Raw genomic sequence first — 15999 nt, 5'->3', positions numbered from 1 at the left:
AGTGATGTATGCCCCGGCCCGCGCCGAGCCCCTCTCGGCGAACCGTCCGACCGTCCGGCCGCTGACCCTGACCTTTTGGGTGTCAGCCCGCCTTCTTTGGCCTGAACTGATCTGAGCTCACGTCACCGACGTCGGACGTACGACGGTGCGCGGCCGTGCCCTGCCGCCCGGACGCCACCGGCCAACGCCTCGCCGAAGACCGCTCGGCCTCCTCTTGCTGCCCATGCGACAAGCCCCAGCAAGGAGCCATCCGAGTGTCCATCGACAAGCCGAACCTTCATCACCGCCTCTCCCCGACCGGACCGGTCGCCGACCCCAGCCCGGCGCTGCGCACCAGCACATTCACCTGCGTACGCTGCGGACTGACCGTGGCCACCCTCGGGCCCGACGGGTCCCACCGCAACCACTGCCCCAGTTGTCTGCACTCCCAGCACATCCACGACCATGTCGAGGGCGGCCCCTCCGACTGCCGGTCGCGGATGACGCCCATCTCCATCGCCGTGCTCAGAAACGGCGACTGGATGGTGGTGCACCGCTGCACCCGCTGCGACGAACTCACCTCCAGTCCCGTCTGCGCCGACGACAACCAGCTCATCCTGATGCGCATGGCCGTCCGGCCGCTGGCCCAGCCGCCCTTCCCGCTCGAAGTCTTCGGGGACATGTGAGACGGCGGAAGAAGGACGGAACGGAAAGGACGGAGGAGAGACGGCCGTGCCACGAAAGAAGAAGAGCGACGACAACCACCGTCACGGACGGCGGGGATCCACCCGGCCCCAGCGGCACAAGGACGTGCTGCACGGCCGGGGCGGCGAGGCGGGGGACGCGTTCCGCTGCGTCGGCTGCCGGCTCGATGTGCCGCTGGCCGCGCCCGGCACCGCCCACCGCAATCACTGCCCGAACTGTCTCGCCAGTCTCCATGTCGACCGGCGGGTGCCGGGCGACCGCGACTCGGCGTGCCGGGGGCGGATGACCGCGCTGAGCATGTCAGTACGGGAGGACGGCGAGTGGATGATCATCCACTCCTGTCTCTCCTGCGGGGAGCTGAGCGCCAACCGGATCGCCGGGGACGACAACGCCCTGGCCCTGGTACGGATCGCGATACGGCCGCTGGCCGACTCCAGCGTTCCTGTACGCGCCCTGCTGGCGCTCTGAGCCGCTCCCGCCGGGGCGTCGTGCCGCGTGTTCGCCGCGCGGCGCGACGCCCCGTCGGCGTACCGTCCCGCCGGCGAGGCGTCAGCCGCTCAGCACCCCGTCGAGCAGGGTGTCCAGCCCGTCCTTGAGCTGCTGCGGGCTCCGGCCCCTGCCGAGGGTGAGATGGGTGATCAGGCCGGCGGCGGTCGGCGCGAGCAGCAGATGCGCCGTCAGCGCGGCGTCGGCCGAGGGGCGGAGGAGACGGACGAGCATCGTCACATGGGTGTGCCGGGCCAGATGGGCGTCGTGGTCGTAGTGGCCGACGGGGGAGGCGCTCTCCCCGGCGAGCAGCAGCTCCCGCTGTTCGACGACGCGGTCCACCATCGCGTGGAGGAAGGCGCGCAGCCGCTCCCCGGGCGGGGCGCCGGGCCCGAGCGGCGGCGGCCCGGCCATGAACGCCGTCTGGAACTGCCGCTCCCGCTCGTCCAGGAGGGCCGCGAAGAGCTGGGCCACATCGCCGAAGCGCCGGTAGACGGTGCCCACCCCGACGCCGGAGGCGCGGGCGACCGCGTTCATGGTGAGGGCCTCGGGGCCCTCGTCGGCCACGATGCGGGCGGCCGCGTCCAGGATCTTGCGGCGGTTGTGCACGGCGTCGGCGCGGGGGGCGGCGGGCGCGGGGTCGGGGCCGCCCAGGAGCGAGTGGCCGATGATCGCGACGTCCACGCGACGGCCGTCGGCGCGGTGACCGTCGGCGCCGGACGAGCGGACGCCCGGAGGGGCTGAATCGGGCGGACAGGGCTCAGGCCCGGGCTCGGAAGGGTGCACGAACAGGGGCTCCGTTCTGTTCGTTCGGCCGCCCGGCGTGCTGCCTGGCTCGGGGCGCTTTGGTGGGTTTCTCCGGGTACAAGACTAACGGATAAGTATCCGGTTGCCGCTTGCCAAGGCTTCATTGAATCACGTACCTTCACTGAAGCGGATAGCTATCCGTTTCCATTCTTGTGCGTCGTTGCAGAGAGGGCCGTCATGACCGCCGCCGTATCCCCCAAGATCGCCGTCATCTACTACTCGTCGACCGGGAGCGTGCACCACCTCGCCCAGGCCGTCGCGGAAGGCGCGGAGAAGGCGGGGGCCGAGGTCCGGCTGCGCCGGGTGACCGAGCTGGCCCCCGACGCCGCCATCGACTCCAACCCGGCCTGGCGCGCCCATGTCGACGCCGCCAAGGACGTCGAGATCGCGTCCCACGAGGACCTGGAGTGGGCCGACGCCTACGCCTTTGGCACGCCGACCCGCTTCGGCAATGTCGCGTCGCAGCTCAAGCAGTTCATCGACGGCACGGGCGGCCTCTGGCAGCGCGGCGTCTTCGCCGACAAGCCCGCCAGCGCCTTCGCCAGCGCCTCCAACCTGCACGGTGGCAATGAGTCGACCCTGCTGGCCCTCTACAACACCTTCTACCACTGGGGCTCGCTCATCGTGCCGCCCGGCTACACCGACCAGAGCGTCTACGCGGCCACCGGCAACCCGTACGGCACCGCCCACGCCTCCGGCGCCGGCGATCTGCCCGGCGAGAACATCCTGGACGCCGCCCGCTACCAGGGACAGCGCCTCGCGACCATCACCGCCCGGCTTCAGGGCTGACCCTTCCGGCCGGGCGCTTGACTTCAAGTCGACTTGAAGTCCGAGAATCGGGGAGTCTCCAGAGGAAGGGGTACGGCCTTGCGTCGCGTTCCTGAAAGCCGCCCGGCGGCCGACGGCCGCCCGCCCGGGCCCGACGGCCGCCGCGCCGCCGAGCCGGGGGCGGCGCTCCGGCGCGAGGCCGCGCACCGGGGCGTGGCGCTGGTGCGGGCGTACGCCCGCGAGGACGCCCCGGCCGTCTCCTCGGTCCTCGGCGGACTCGGCCCGGCCGCGCGGACCGAACTGCGCGCGGTGCTCTGCGAGATGCTGGGCGTCGTCGTCGGCACGGTGATGTCCGCGCCCCGCGCGTTCGCCCCGGCCGATGTGGTGCGTACCGCCGAACGGATCACCGAGGCGGCCCCGGCCCGGCACCGGCCCGCGCTCTCGCGGGCCGTACGCGCCTGGGCGGGCGGCGACCAGGGGCCGCTGCGGACGCTCATGAGCGACGGCCCCGACGGCCCCGACGGCCCTGGCGGTTCCGGCGGCCCCGACGGCTCCGGCGGTCTGCACGCGGGGGCCGTGTTCGCGACGGCCCTGGCGCTCACCTCCTGGGGCGAGACCCCGCTCCGGGAGCTGCTCGACGCCTTCGACGCGCTGCTGGGCGGCGCGCACGCGATGGCCGCAGGCCCCTGAGGGGCTGGCCCGCCCGGTCACGGGCGCGGAGAACTCCCCGCCGGCCCGCGTCGATGCCCAACATCACCTGGCGAGGCCGGCGGGGCACCCGTACGCAGCACTCCCACCGAGGACCTCCGTGAACTTCGACAGCCCGCTCACCGCCCTCTTCCCGGGCGCTTCCGGCCGTACGGTGACCGCCCTCTCCGCCCATCGTGAGACGGCGGGCGGCACCGCCCTGAGCGTGCCGGAGCTGGCCCGGGAGTCCTCGGTGGCCGCCACCCAGCTGGAGAGCGTGCTTTTCCGGCTCGGTCTGCTGGGCATGGTCGAGCCGCGCCGACGCGGCGAGGACGTGCGCGTGGTCGAGGGGCACATCGTGTGGGACGCGGTGGGGCAGCTCGCGGATCTGCGCGGGCGGCTGGTGGACGAGGTGCGGCGGCGGGCCGCCGAGGGCCTCGCGCCGCCGCCCGCGCTGCTCGCCGTCCGGGGCAAGGTCGCCGACGGCACCGCCGCCCACCCCGCCGACCTGCTGGAGATCGTGGCCGTCGCCCCCGACGGCGCTCCCGCCGACTGGCCCGCCCGGCTCGACGCGCTGGCCGCCCTGCTCTCCCGGGATCTCGGCAATCTTGTCACCGTCCACCTCGCGCCCGCCGTCGACGAGGCACTCGCCGGCCCCGGCCCCGGCACCGTGGTGATCGGCCCCGGTCCTGGCTCCGGTCCCTAGACCGTGCCGGATCCGGCCCCGGCGATCAGGTCCGAAGGGTCGGTGTTCGCGCCGCAGAGCACCACGGCCACCTGCTCGCCCGGCCCCGGCTCGTACCCCCCGCCGCCCTCCGCCAGGGGCAGCGCGGCCAGCGCGGTCGCGCCGCTCAGCTCGGTGACGATCCGGCGCTGGTCCCAGAGCGTCTGCCGCGCGGCGGCGATCGCCGAGTCGGGCACCAGCAAGGAGCGCGATCCGGTCCGCAGGGCGACCTCCACCGCCGTGCCGGAGGCGCGGCGCGCGCCGAGCGCGTCGTTGGCGATGCTGTCGACGGTGACATCGACCGGCGCGCCTGCCAGCAGGGCGGCGTTCAGCGCCCGGCTGTTCTCCGGCTCTACGGCGACCGTGCGGATGCCGTGATGGTGCGCGGCGGTGGCCACCCCGGCGAACAGCCCGCCGCCGCCGACGGCGACGATCACCGTGTCAAGCCCCGGGATCCGCGTCCGCAGCTCCTCCAGCAGCGTCCCGGCCCCGGCGGCCACGAAGGGGTCGTCGTAGGCGTGACCGGGCAGCGCCCCGGTCAGCGCGGCGTACTGGGCGCACGCCTCGGCGGCGTCGGCGTACTCCCCCTCGATCAGCCGCACGGACGCCTCGTACCCCTTCAGCCGGGCCACCTTGACCCCGGGCGCGGTCGCCGGGAGGAAGACCGTGGCCCGTACGCCCATGGCCCGCGCCGCCCAGGCCATGGCCAGCCCGGCGTTGCCGCCGGAGGCGATGGTGACCCCGGCCTCGGGGAGGGTGCCGCCCTCCTGGTGCGCGCGCAGGAAGTTCACCGCGCCGCGCGCCTTGAAGCTGCCGGTGTGCTGCATGTACTCCAGTGCCAGCCAGATCCCCGAGGGCTCGCCTGAGGCGGAGGGGTCCAGCGGCGACACCGCGACGGGCCTGACCCGGCCCAGCACCCGCCCGGCCGCCGCTTCGACATCTCCGTGAGTGAGATCGGGCATGAGCTGCTCCGTGGGGGGTGAAGTCGGTGTCCGCCGGTCGCCGGAGGCTGCGGCCACGCCGCTGTTACACCGTAACGTACGCTGTTTCTCATGCCGAGGCAGTCAGAGAACCTGGACCGGGCCACCCCGGGCGCCATCGCCGTCGCGGCGCTTGAGCTGATCGACGAGAAGGGCCCGCAGGCCCTGAATCTGCGTGCCCTCGCGGAGCGGCTGGGCGTCTCGCACACCACCGTCCACCGGCGCTGCGGCTCGGAGGTGGCCGGGCTGGTGGATCTGTGTATGGACCATCTCGCCACCCGGCTGCCGGACATCGCCCCCGGCGTCCCCTGGGCCGAGGCCACCGAGACCCGCTTCACCCGGCTGTACGAGGTGCTCACCCGGCATCCGGGGCTGATCGCCCTGCGCGGCGCGCGCCCCTGGCTCAGCCGTGAGCTGCTCGCCCGGCTGGTCGAGCCGCAGCTCGCCGCGAATCTGGCGGCCGGGATGACGCCGGGCCGGGCCATCGCCGTCTACCGGCAGCTGTATCTCTTCACCCTGGGGGCGGCGAGCTTCGTCGACCACCGGGACCCCGGCGGCGCGATCGCCGAGACCCGTACGGCGCTGGCCGCCCTGGACCCCGCGCGGTTCCCGGTGCTGACCGGCCACCTGGACGAGATCCTTCCGGTGGTCGTGGACCACGAGGTCCACCGGCAGGGGCTGCGCGGGCTCATCGCCGCCGCGCTGCCGCCCGGCCCCGGCCGGACGCCCGCCGGGTGGCCGGGCGGCAGCGTCGATCAAACTCCGTACGGGCCCTGATCAGGCCTTGCCGTCGGTGCGGACGAACTCCGCGAGCCAGTCGCGGAAGTCCGGGCCGAGGTCCTCGCGCTCGCAGGCGAGCCGCACGACCGCGCGCAGATACTCGCCCCGGTCGCCCGTGTCGTAGCGCCGGCCGCGGAAGATCACGGCGTGGACGGGCCCGCCGAGCGACGGGTCGGCCGCCAGCTCGCGCAGCGCGTCGGTCAGCTGGATCTCGCCGCCGCGGCCCGGGGCCGTGCGGTGCAGCACCTCGAAGATCTCCGGGGCCAGGACATAGCGGCCGATGACGGCGAGATTGCTGGGAGCGGTGCCCGGCTCGGGCTTCTCCACCAGGTCGGTCACCCGGAGCACATTGTCCTCCGCGCCGTCCTCCAGGGGGCGCACGGCGGCGCAGCCGTAGAGGTGGGCGCGGTCGGGGTCGACCTCCATGAGGGCGATGACGCTGCCGCCGTGCCGCTCCTGCACATCGAGCATCTGGGCGAGCAGCTGGTCGCGCGGGTCGATCAGGTCGTCGCCGAGGAGCACGGCGAACGGCTGGTCGCCGACGTGGGGCTCGGCGCACAGGACCGCGTGGCCGAGGCCGAGCGGGTTGCCCTGGCGGACGTAGTGCACCGTGGCCAGCTCGCTGGACTCGCGGACCTTGAGGAGCTTCTCCTTGTCGTCCTTCAGCTCCAGCAGCTGTTCCAGTTCATAGGCGCGGTCGAAGTGGTCCTCCAGGGCCCGCTTGTTCCGGCCGGTGACCATGAGGACGTCGTCGAGTCCGCTGTGGGCGGCCTCCTCCACCACGTACTGGATGGCCGGCTTGTCCACGACGGGGAGCATTTCCTTCGGCGTGGCCTTGGTGGCGGGCAGAAAGCGGGTGCCGAGGCCGGCCGCGGGTATGACGGCCTTGCGGGCCCGGGTGCTGTGTGCAGGCATGGTTTTCTCCGGACGGGCTCAGGAGAGCGATGTCCCTGATCGGTGCTGAGGGTGGTGCGACGGTGTGATGGTACGGGTGGTTCTGAGGTGGTGTGATCGGGCGGGTGGCGACCGCCCAAAACTGGTTGGAGCGTTCGTTCCGGTGGGGTGCCCCTCGGCGGCCCGGCCGGGGCGCTCCCACGGGCCGGAGGCGTGACCGGGAGCAAACGCGTGCTCAGCAAAGAGACGGCGGCCTCCCGGGCCCGGCCCTGATGGTACAAAGTGCGCGAAACGCCACCTGGTGCTGAGATGGATCCTGCCGCGGCGGGGCGGTGCCCGCACCGCTCCGCCCCGCCGCCCGGCAGCGCGCCCGCGGCTTTCCGGGGCGCGCGGACACCGCCGTGATCCAGCGTCAGAAGGAGATCTCCGTGGCCACGCTCACCGCCTGGAAGTTCCCCACTCCCGAGGGGGCGGCCCAGGTCGAGGAAGCCCTGCTCTCCCTCCAGAAGCAGAGCCTCATCCAGATCCACGACGCCGCCGTCGTGACCTGGCCGGCCGACCGCAAACAGCCCAAGACCAAGCAGCTGCACAATCTCGCCGCCACCGGGGCGCTCTCCGGCACCTTCTGGGGGATGCTCTTCGGTCTGATCTTCTTCGTGCCGCTGCTCGGCGCGGCGGTGGGCGCGGCGGCCGGGGCGCTCGGCGGCTCGCTGGCCGATGTCGGCATCGACGACGACTTCATCGCGAGCGTCCGCAGCGAGGTGGAACCGGGCACCTCGGCGCTCTTCCTCCTCACCTCCGACGCCGTGGTGGACCGGATCCACGAGACCTTCCCGGCGGGCAGCGCCGAGCTGATCCGCAGCAATCTCTCCAAGGCCGACGAGGCCAAGCTCCGCGAGATCTTCGAGGACTGAGCCGCCCCCGCTGCCACCGGGACCGCCGCGCCCGCCGCGCCGCTCTGTTTACGCGTCGCACGTGCACACCGGGGGAGGCCCGCTCAGGAGCGCGCCTCCCCCTCCTCGTAGGCGTGCTGATCGTCGTAGGCGTACTGACTGGACTGGATGAGATACATCCGGCGGAAGGCCCCGCCCCGGGGGCGCATCAGCTCGTCGAAGGAGCCGTGCTCGGTCACCCGGCCCTGCTCCAGCACATAGATCTCGTCCGCGTGCCGGACGCTGTGCAGCCGGTGGGTGATCAGGATGATCGTCTGCCCCTCGGCGGCGAGCGCCCTGATCTGGTCGAAGACCCGCTGTTCGGCCTCCGCGTCCAGCGCGCTGGTGGGCTCGTCCACGACCAGCACCCGGGCGTCCCGGTGCCGGGCGCGGGCGATGCCCAGCCGCTGCCACTGGCCCCCGGAGATCTGGTGACCGCCCTTGTACCCCCGGGCGAGCAGGGTGTCCCAGCCCCGGGGGAGCGAGCCGATCGTCCCGCCGGCCCCCGCGTACTCGGCCGCCGCGTCGAGGAGGTGTTCGTCGGAGGGCGCGTCCGGGCGGCCGATGGCGACATTGACCCGTGCGGTGAAGGGCCAGCGGTAGAAGTCCTGGGCGACCACCGCGACCCGGTCGAACAGCTCGGCGCGGTCCGCCTCGGCCGCGTCCACGCCGTCCCACATGATCCGGCCCGTGTCGGGGGCGTACAGACCGCAGAGGAGTTTGGCGAGGGTGGACTTCCCGCTGCCGTTGTTGCCGACCAGCGCGATGATCCGCCCGGCCGGAATCGTGACGTCCACCCCGTCGAGAGCGGGGCGCTCGGAGACCCCCGGGTAGGTGAAGGAGACATTCTCGAAGCGGATGGTCTCGACCTCGGCGGGGAGCGGAAGGCCCGTCCCGGGGATCAGCCGGCGGTCGGCCTCCTCGCAGAGCCGCTCCATGTCGGCGACGAACAGACTCTCCTCGTAGAGGTAGTTGAGCTGGATGACGAGGGCGTCGAGATTGGCGGAGCCCGTGCGGATCGCGATCACCGCCGTGCCGGCGACGGCGAGGTCCATGGCCCCTGTCCACAGCAGCAGACCGAGGGTCGCGTAGGTGGCGGCCGTCGTCAGCCCCGTCCAGCCGGAGGCGATCAGCCCGGTGCGGGCGGCGAGCCCCGCCAGCCGGGTCTGCTCCTTCTCACCGGTCTCCGCCATGGTGCGGAAGTGCTTCAGCAGGAACGGGCCGATGTTGTGGACCCGCACCTCGGGCGCGGCCTGCGCGTCGATGAGCAGCCGGCCGAGGAGCTGGCCGGCCCGGGCGTGCTGGACCCAGGTGTGGAAAGAGACATAGCGGCGGCGGGCGATCGTGAGCGAGCTCCAGGCGCTCGGCAGGGTCATCAGCGCGAGCAGCGGCAGCAGGGCGGGGTGCAGCACGGTCAGCACTCCGGCGGCCGCGATCAGCGAGATCGCCGCCGCGACCACCGACGTACAGAACTTGATCATCCGGCGGGCGGACTCCGCACCCCACTGGGCCGAGTCCAGCAGCTTGTGGAACTCCTCGTCCTCGACCGCCTCCAGTTCGACGCGGGCCACCCGCTCCAGATACTCCTCGGTGGCCACCCGGAACACCTTGGGCTCCAGCCGGCCGGTGCCCGCCGTGGAGGCGGAGCGCAGCAGCGCCCCGATCAGGGCGGTGACCGCGACCGCGATCAGCGCGGGTACGGCGGCGCTGATCCGGTCGCCGGTCTCGCCGGGGCCGAGGATCCGGACCAGCACCGCGTTGACCGCGATCAGCCCGACCGCCTGCGCCACCCCGCCGCCGAACTCCGCGCCCGCCACCTGGCGCAGGGCGCGCGGGTCGGCGCGGTGGGCGAGCCGGACCGTGGAGGCGATCAGATGCGGCATCCGGGCGATCATCGTGCGCAGATTCAGCTCCAGGAAGGAGCCGCTGTGCTGATTCCAGCCCGCCTCATGGCGCAGGGGCCCGCCGAAGAGCAGCCGCTCGGACTCCGACACCTCCTCGGGCGCTTCGCCCTCGCCCCCGTCCTCGCTCCCCGTGCCCCCGGGTTCGCGCTCCGGCTCGGGGCCGGTGTCCGCCGGGCCGGCTCCCGAGAGCCCCGGCCCGGTCGCGCCGTCCGTCCGTCTCCCGGATTCCGCCGGGCCGGTCGCTGTCGAGTTCGCCGTGCTTCTGGTGCGCTGTGTCATGCGACCTCCACCGTCTCGATGAACCCCTGGCTGGCTCAGGGCCAACCTCCCCGATCGCTGTCGCGTCACGGTCAATGCCTCGTAGGAGGGGAAGCCCGACCACCGGTGGCACTAGGTCGTGTCTTCGAAGTCTCGTCTGTCCGTCGTGCCTCCCCCAGCTACCGCTGGGGGGACCCCCAGGCACGCACTCCCCCTGGGCCTGGCGGCCCGGGTGGGGGTGCTCCCCCTGGGCTTCGCCCGGGAGGTACCCCCACCGGCGGAGCCTGGGGGAGTACCCCCACGCCGCGTTGTCGTCGGTCGCCTACGGCCCCCTGGGCTTCGCCCGGGTGGGGTGCCCCCGGCGGAGCCAGGGGGAGTACCCCACCGCGTGGGCTCTCCCCCTGGGCTTCGCCCGGGAGGTGCCCCCATCCTCCGCCTTGCGATCTGGTGCTCCCCCCGGGCGAAGCCCGGGGGGAGCACCAGACCCCGCCAGACCCTCCCCCTGGACCTTCGGCCCGGGGGGACCCCCACTACGGGCGGACGACGCCACTTCGAAGACACTCCCTCCCCCCCCCGGAGCGCCGGACCGTCCGCGCCCGTCGCACTCCCCCCGCAGCCACCGGCCGTGCCGCGGCCGCCGGTCAGACGCCCGCCGTGAATTCCGCTTCCCTCACCCCCGGGTCCCACGAGGAGCCGTTCGACCGTCTTATTTCGCGTCCGCGTAGCACTCCACCACCGCCGTCGTAAAAGGGAATCTGACCGGGGTCCGGCCGAACGCCAGCTCGCCCGCCGTCTCTCCCGCCTCCCGGATCGCCTTGACCACCGCCTCCGCCTCCTCGGCGGGGCAGTGCACCATCACCTCGTCGTGCTGGAAGAAGACCAGCTCCGCCCGCATCCCCCAGGTGGCCTGCCGCAGTGCGGCGAGCATCAGCAGCGCCCAGTCCGCCGCGCTGCCCTGGACCACGAAATTCCGGGTGAAACGGCCCCGGGCGCGGGCATCGGTCGAGGCGTAGCCGGGGGTGAAACCGGTCTCCGCCGCCGGGGCTTCGCCCGGCGAGGTCTCCTGGGGCAGACCCGCCTCGTCGTCCTCGCCCGCACCGGCCGCGCGCGGGCTGGTGCGGCCCAGCCAGGTCCGCACTAGCCGGCCCTCCTCGCCGGCCTTCGCCGCGCCGTCGACATAGCCCACCGCCGCCGGGAATCTGCGCCGCAGCGCCGCGAGGTTCTTCAGGCCGTCGCCAGAGGTCTGGCCGTAGACCGCGCCCAGCAGCGCCAGCTTCGCGTGCTCGCGGTCGCCGGAGAAGGCCCGGTCGGAGAGGGCCGTGTAGAGATCGCCCTCATGGCCCGCCACCTCCATCAGGCCCGGATCGCGGGAGATCGCGGCCAGCACCCGGGGCTCCATCTGGTCGGCGTCGGCGACCACCAGCCGCCACCCCTCGTCGGCGACCACCGCGCGCCGGATCACCTTCGGTATCTGGAGCGCGCCGCCGCCCCTGGTGGTCCAGCGCCCGGAGACGGTGCCGCCCGGCAGATACCCGGGCCGGAACCGGCCCTCCCGCACCCAGTCCTGGAGCCAGCTCCAGCCGTGCGCGACCCAGATGCGGTAGAGCGTCTTGTACCGGAGCAGGGGCTCGACGGCGGGGTGGTCGATCTCCTCCAGCTCCCAGCGGCGGGTGGACTTCACCCGGATCCCGGCCCGCGCGAACGCCTTCAGCACATCCGCCGGCAGATCGGGCCGCACCCGCCGCCCGAACGCCGCCGACACCTCGTCCGCCAGCTCCGCCAGCCTGCGTGGCTCACCGCCGCCCGCGTACCGCTCGCCCAGCAGCTCGGCCAGCACCTCCCGGTGGACGTCCGCCCGCCAGGGCAGCCCCGCCAGATTCATTTCGGCGGCGACCAGCATCCCCGCCGACTCGGCGGCGGTCAGCAGCCGCAGCCGCCCCGGGTGCTCGGCGGCCTCATGGCGGCGCAGCTGCTCGCCGTACACCTCCAGCAGGGACTCCAGCGGGAGCGGCACCGGCTGCGGGTCGAAGAGAGAGGACTGCGCGCCCGGCTCCGCCGCCCGCTGCGGAGGGTCGGCCGGCACCGGCCGGCCGTGCAGCCGGGCCAGCGCCGCCGCCGCCGACCGGGGCTCGCCCAACCGCCCCTCGTGTCCGAGGAGCAGCTGCTCGGTGCTCTCGATGTCATAGCAGCGCGCGACCCGGACCCCGGCCGCCAGCAGCCTCGGATAGATCTCGGCGGTGGAGCGCCACACCCACCGGCCCGCCTCCGGCCGCGAACGCACCGCCTCGACCAGATCGGGCTCCGTCACGACGGGGCCCGCGGGCACTCCGCCGGGGCCGAGCGGGACGAGCCGGGCCCCGTCCCCCTCCGCCGCCGCCAGAGCCCATCGACTCCCTCGTTCGTCCATGGAATCGAGTGTCCCAGCCGGGTCTGACAACGCCCCTCGGGCAACACCCACAACACCCACAACACCCGCAACATCCGGACCGCCCCCGGCGCCAACCCGCCGACGGCGTGGAGACGGAAGCGGAGACCGAAAACGGTGGCCAGATCCGGACCCCATCGCCCGCCGACCCCAGTGATTCGGCCAGAATGCCTGTCCGATCCGTGATGGCCGCGCCGCCGTTCCCGTTGTACGCCGCGTACAACGCGGAGCGCCGCTGGGTGTCCGCCGCGAGCCTCGGATCGTTTGGTATATACCAATGCGCTGGAAGGGTCCGGTCCTTGTTCTCGGCCACCCAATACCTCCTGAAGCCCGTGAATCGCATGGCTATCCCTAAGATCAGCCGGATCTGCTGTCAGGCTGACCGAAACCAAAGGGCGGGGAATCATGGCGCGAGTCGTGCGAAGAGCGGCAAGGGTTCTGGGCATCCGCGTGGCCCCGGCCGCGCTGCTGATCGGACTGGGCACCGGCTGTTCCCTGCTGGAGACGGAGCCTGAGCCGGCCAAGGAGGCGGGGAGCGACAAGGTGGCCGGGGGCGCGAAGCCCGCGGAGATAGAGGAGACCGTCGCCAAGGGCGGCACGGTCGGCGGCAAGGCGTCCCCCTGCGCGCTGCCCGTCACCTTCGACATCGCGAAGGACTGGAAGGCCGAGGCGGTCTCCATGCCCCCCGAGATCGGTCTCAACACCGCCGCCAACGTCTCCCTCGTCTGCGAGATCGACGCCAAGCCGGCCGGCAGCATCGGCTTCCTCCGCGTCTGGACCGGCGATCAGGAGACCGAGGACCCGCGCCGGGCGCTCCAGCTCTTCATCACCGACAGCGCGAAGAGCCGCGAGGCGGAGGAGTACAGCGAGACCCGGGCGGGGGAGTACGAGGCCGTCGAGGTGAGCTATCTGAACACCCACGATCTGCTGGACGAGCCCAAGAAGGAGCGCGCGTTCGCCTTCGCGATGCCCCAGGGCGTAGTGATCATGCAGTTGGACGGGATGGACTCGGCCGAGCACGACGCGATGCTCCCCGCGTACGGCCTGGCGAAGGAGAGCGTCCGGGCGAGCTGACCGGGGCGAGCTGACCCGGCCGCGCCCCGACGCCTCGCACCCCGGGCACCCGCACTCCCCTCACCTGGGATGATCGGTGGGAGGAAAGAGGTGATCCGATGACGACAGCGGCGGACGAAGCGCTGGCGGCCGCGCTCCACGACGACGGCGACGCCTCCCTCGACACGGCCGCCTCCCTCCTGGCGGCCGCCCCGGCCGCCGACGCGGACCTCGCCCGGCGCGGCGAGGAGTACCTCCGCCGGGCCTGGGAGCGCGGCTGGCAGCCGGCCGATGTCGTCCGCCTGGTCCGCCGTGATCTGGAGGACCACCATGTCGGCCTGGTCTCCGGCCTGATCGCGGCGGAGTCCCGGCGGTACGGGGACCTCCCGCCGCGCTGGCGGTCCCAGCTCGCCGACCTGGACACCGCCGACCGGCGGACGGACCGTTTCTCCCGCGCCACCGCCGTGCTGGAGCTGTACCGCCTGCTGGTCCGCCTCCCCTCGGTCGAGTCCGTCGGCCCCGTCCCCGGCGCGCCCTTCGTCCCGGTCTCGGGGTACGAGCCCCGGATGCTGGCCCGGATACGGGCGCTGCTGGCCAAGGCCGAGGCGACGAACTTCCCCGAGGAGGCGGAGGCGCTCACGGCCAAGGCCCAGGAGCTGATGGCCCGCCACAGCCTGGACGAGGCGGCTCTGCCCCGCCACGCCCCGGACGCCGCCCCCTCCGCCTGCCGGATCGGCGTCGACGCGCCCTACGAGACCGCCAAGGCGATCCTGCTCGACGCCGTCGCCTCGGCGAACCGCTGCCGCGCGGTCTGGAACAGCGCCTTCGGCTTCTCCACGGTGGTCGGCTTCGAGTCCGACCTCGAATCGGTCGAGCTGCTGTACACCTCCCTGCTCATCCAGGGCACCACCGCGATGACCCGCGCGGAGGCGGCCCAGCGGGCGGGCGGACGCAAGCGTACGAAGACATTCCGCCAGGCCTTCCTGCTGTCGTACGCCGCCCGGCTCGGGGAGCGCCTCACCGCCGCCGCCGAGAGCGTGCCCGCCCCGGCCGAGGTGCTGCCGGTGCTGGCGACCCGCGAGGTGGCGGTGGCCTCCCGTACGGAGGAGATGTTCCCGAGGACGAGCAGTTCCCGGGTACGGGGCGTGAGCGACGAGGCCGGCTGGCTCGGCGGCCGGGCGGCGGCCGACGCGGCACGGGTGTCGGAGCCCGCCCCGGCGCGCCGTCCGCTGCGCGGGCGCTCCCCGGAGTAGGCGGGGCCCGGCGATGATGCGGCAGATCAAGGGGCTGCCCGGCTGCGAGGCGAACGCATGGCCGTACGACACGGAGGGGCGCTGTGTGCGCGGCCCCTCCGTGCCGTGAATGACTCAGTCGGACGGAATCAGAGAGTCGACTTGAACAGCAGCCGGTTCGGGGTGGCGCCGACATTGCCCCGGATCGCATTGGCGGTGCTGTTGTTGATGATCCAGTTGTTGACGGTGGTGCTGGAGGCGTCGCCGTACGTCCCCTTGTAGAGCGCCGCCACACCCGCGACGTGCGGCGCGGCCATCGAGGTGCCGCTCATCGTGGTGGTGCCGCCGCCGGAGCGGGTCGAGAGGACGTTGACTCCCGGGGCGTAGAGGTCGGCGCACTGGCCGTAGTTGCTGAAGCTCGCCTTGTTGTCGGCGGAGTCGGACGCGGCGATCGAGAGGGCGCCGGGCGCGCTCGCCGGGGAGAAGTTGCAGGCGTCCTGGTTGCTGTTGCCCGCGGCGACCGTGGTGTGGACACCGGAGTTGGCGAGGTTGGTGGCCGCGTTGTTGAGGGCGGCGGAGTAGCCGCCGCCGAGCGAGGCGTTGGCGACCGCGGGCTTCACCGCGTTCTGCCGGACCCAGTCGAATCCGGCGATGATGGCCGAGAAGGACCCCGAGCCCTGGCAGTCGAGAACGCGCACCCCGCGCAGCTGAACACCCTTGGCCACACCGTACGTCGTCCCGCCGACGGTGCCCGCGACATGTGTGCCGTGGCCGTTGCAGTCCGCGCCGCTGCCGCCGAAGGCGTCGAAGACATTGCGGGCCCGGCCGCCGAAGTCGGGGTGGCCGGTGAAGATGCCCGAGTCGATGATGTACGCGGTGACGCCGGAGCCGTTGCGGGTGTAGGTGTAGGTGCCGTTGCGCCCGGTGCGCTGGTCTATTCGGTCGAGTCCCCACGGCGCGTTGGTCTGCGTCGCGGCGGAGACCACCTTCTGGTCCTCCTCGATGGAGGCCACCCGCGAGTCGGCGCGCAGCGCCTTCAGCTGGGTCGGGGTCAGTTCGGCGGCGAAGCCGTTGAGGACGGCGTCGTACACGTAGTCGGTTCTCACCGACTTCGACTCGGCGAGCCCGGCCGGGTCCGCGCCCTTCTTGAGGGTGACGATGTACTGACCCTTGATCTCGGCGGCCTCCGGGGCCTGTGCCACCTTCACCAGCGGCTCCGGGGCGGTGGCGGCGGAGCCGGTGGAGGGGATCAGGGCGAGCGGTACGGCGAGGCCGATGGCGCCGATGGCGAGAGTGCTGAGGTGAGTCTTGCGCATGAGGGGGCTGTCACCTTTCGTGATCCGGCCGCACGGTGCCGCGGCCGGTGAGGGGGGATGCACGTTCCT

At 73.0% G+C, this 15999-nt stretch carries 15 protein-coding genes; 9 read left to right on the top strand and 6 right to left on the bottom strand.

Annotated features, from left to right (window positions below; genetic code table 11):
• Positions 1 to 326: 326 nt before the first annotated feature.
• Together IE247_RS00560 and IE247_RS00555 are read left to right on the top strand one after the other, a co-directional pair.
• On the top strand, positions 327 to 665 hold the full coding sequence (locus tag IE247_RS00560; RefSeq protein WP_190121362.1) for an RNHCP domain-containing protein: 339 nt from the start codon (positions 327 to 329) through the stop codon (positions 663 to 665).
• Positions 666 to 711: 46 nt separating this feature from the next.
• Complete coding sequence (locus tag IE247_RS00555; RefSeq protein WP_190120820.1) at positions 712 to 1152, top strand: RNHCP domain-containing protein; 441 nt, start codon at positions 712 to 714, stop codon at positions 1150 to 1152.
• 81 nt (positions 1153 to 1233) lie between these two features.
• On the opposite strand, the gene IE247_RS00550 is transcribed toward IE247_RS00555, so the two are convergent.
• Positions 1234 to 1854 carry a TetR/AcrR family transcriptional regulator gene (locus IE247_RS00550; RefSeq protein ID WP_190120819.1) on the bottom strand — a complete coding sequence of 207 codons (621 nt, stop codon included), beginning with the start codon at positions 1852 to 1854 and terminating at the stop codon, positions 1234 to 1236.
• Between the two features lie 300 nt (positions 1855 to 2154).
• Here IE247_RS00550 and wrbA point away from each other — a divergent pair, with 300 nt between their 5' ends.
• From wrbA to IE247_RS00535, 3 genes are all read left to right on the top strand, one after another.
• Positions 2155 to 2766 carry an NAD(P)H:quinone oxidoreductase gene (gene wrbA / locus IE247_RS00545; protein ID WP_190120818.1) on the top strand — a complete coding sequence of 204 codons (612 nt, stop codon included), beginning with the start codon at positions 2155 to 2157 and terminating at the stop codon, positions 2764 to 2766.
• A 78-nt stretch (positions 2767 to 2844) separates the two neighbouring features.
• Positions 2845 to 3435, top strand: coding sequence for a hypothetical protein (locus IE247_RS00540; RefSeq protein WP_190120817.1), 591 nt, complete (start codon positions 2845 to 2847; stop codon positions 3433 to 3435).
• Between the two features lie 118 nt (positions 3436 to 3553).
• On the top strand, positions 3554 to 4138 hold the full coding sequence (locus tag IE247_RS00535) for a hypothetical protein (protein WP_190120816.1): 585 nt from the start codon (positions 3554 to 3556) through the stop codon (positions 4136 to 4138).
• On the opposite strand, the gene IE247_RS00530 is transcribed toward IE247_RS00535, so the two are convergent.
• Positions 4135 to 5118 carry a serine/threonine dehydratase gene (locus IE247_RS00530; RefSeq protein ID WP_190120815.1) on the bottom strand — a complete coding sequence of 328 codons (984 nt, stop codon included), beginning with the start codon at positions 5116 to 5118 and terminating at the stop codon, positions 4135 to 4137. The two genes, IE247_RS00535 and IE247_RS00530, sit on opposite strands and share 4 nt — an antisense overlap.
• A 90-nt stretch (positions 5119 to 5208) precedes the next feature.
• Here IE247_RS00530 and IE247_RS00525 point away from each other — a divergent pair, with 90 nt between their 5' ends.
• The gene (locus IE247_RS00525) at positions 5209 to 5913 is read left to right on the top strand and encodes a TetR/AcrR family transcriptional regulator (RefSeq protein ID WP_190120814.1); all 705 of its coding nucleotides are present in this window, start codon (positions 5209 to 5211) and stop codon (positions 5911 to 5913) included.
• Here the strand turns inward: IE247_RS00525 and galU are convergent, their stop codons facing one another.
• The gene (galU, locus tag IE247_RS00520; RefSeq protein ID WP_190120813.1) at positions 5914 to 6831 is read right to left on the bottom strand and encodes a UTP--glucose-1-phosphate uridylyltransferase GalU; all 918 of its coding nucleotides are present in this window, start codon (positions 6829 to 6831) and stop codon (positions 5914 to 5916) included.
• A gap of 311 nt (positions 6832 to 7142) precedes the next feature.
• On the opposite strand from galU, the gene IE247_RS00515 reads away from it, so the two are divergent.
• A complete protein-coding gene (locus IE247_RS00515; protein ID WP_229868365.1) occupies positions 7143 to 7724 on the top strand; it encodes a DUF1269 domain-containing protein in 582 nt (193 codons plus the stop codon).
• A gap of 83 nt (positions 7725 to 7807) precedes the next feature.
• On the opposite strand, the gene IE247_RS00510 is transcribed toward IE247_RS00515, so the two are convergent.
• Both IE247_RS00510 and IE247_RS00505 read right to left on the bottom strand, forming a co-directional pair.
• Entirely contained in the window at positions 7808 to 9637 is a 1830-nt protein-coding gene (locus IE247_RS00510) for an ABC transporter ATP-binding protein (RefSeq protein WP_190121360.1), read from the bottom strand.
• Positions 9638 to 10610: 973 nt separating this feature from the next.
• Positions 10611 to 12311 (bottom strand): bifunctional 3'-5' exonuclease/DNA polymerase, encoded by a 1701-nt coding sequence (locus tag IE247_RS00505; RefSeq protein WP_190120812.1) that lies wholly within the window; start codon positions 12309 to 12311, stop codon positions 10611 to 10613.
• Between the two features lie 435 nt (positions 12312 to 12746).
• Between IE247_RS00505 and IE247_RS00500 the strand changes: the two genes are divergently transcribed.
• Complete coding sequence (locus IE247_RS00500) at positions 12747 to 13403, top strand: lipoprotein (RefSeq protein ID WP_229868362.1); 657 nt, start codon at positions 12747 to 12749, stop codon at positions 13401 to 13403.
• A gap of 98 nt (positions 13404 to 13501) precedes the next feature.
• Entirely contained in the window at positions 13502 to 14635 is a 1134-nt protein-coding gene (locus IE247_RS00495) for a DUF2786 domain-containing protein (protein WP_190120810.1), read from the top strand.
• Between the two features lie 128 nt (positions 14636 to 14763).
• Here the strand turns inward: IE247_RS00495 and IE247_RS00490 are convergent, their stop codons facing one another.
• Positions 14764 to 15930 (bottom strand): S8 family peptidase, encoded by a 1167-nt coding sequence (locus tag IE247_RS00490; protein WP_190120809.1) that lies wholly within the window; start codon positions 15928 to 15930, stop codon positions 14764 to 14766.
• Positions 15931 to 15999 lie beyond the last annotated feature (69 nt).

The organism is Streptomyces inusitatus (genome assembly GCF_014651115.1).
Taxonomy (GTDB): domain Bacteria; phylum Actinomycetota; class Actinomycetes; order Streptomycetales; family Streptomycetaceae; genus Streptomyces; species Streptomyces amakusaensis.
Note: the sequence above shows the minus strand (reverse complement) of the source record. Positions and strands in the feature narration are given on the sequence as shown.

Coding starts and splice junctions, on each gene's coding strand:
- IE247_RS00505 (WP_190120812.1), bottom strand. CDS start 12,311: ATGGACGAACGAGGGAGTCGATGGGCTCTGGCGGCGGCGGAGGGGGAC.
- IE247_RS00490 (WP_190120809.1), bottom strand. CDS start 15,930: ATGCGCAAGACTCACCTCAGCACTCTCGCCATCGGCGCCATCGGCCTC.
- IE247_RS00525 (WP_190120814.1), top strand. CDS start 5,209: ATGCCGAGGCAGTCAGAGAACCTGGACCGGGCCACCCCGGGCGCCATC.
- IE247_RS00510 (WP_190121360.1), bottom strand. CDS start 9,637: ATGATCGCCCGGATGCCGCATCTGATCGCCTCCACGGTCCGGCTCGCC.
- wrbA (WP_190120818.1), top strand. CDS start 2,155: ATGACCGCCGCCGTATCCCCCAAGATCGCCGTCATCTACTACTCGTCG.
- IE247_RS00495 (WP_190120810.1), top strand. CDS start 13,502: ATGACGACAGCGGCGGACGAAGCGCTGGCGGCCGCGCTCCACGACGAC.
- IE247_RS00530 (WP_190120815.1), bottom strand. CDS start 5,118: ATGCCCGATCTCACTCACGGAGATGTCGAAGCGGCGGCCGGGCGGGTG.
- galU (WP_190120813.1), bottom strand. CDS start 6,831: ATGCCTGCACACAGCACCCGGGCCCGCAAGGCCGTCATACCCGCGGCC.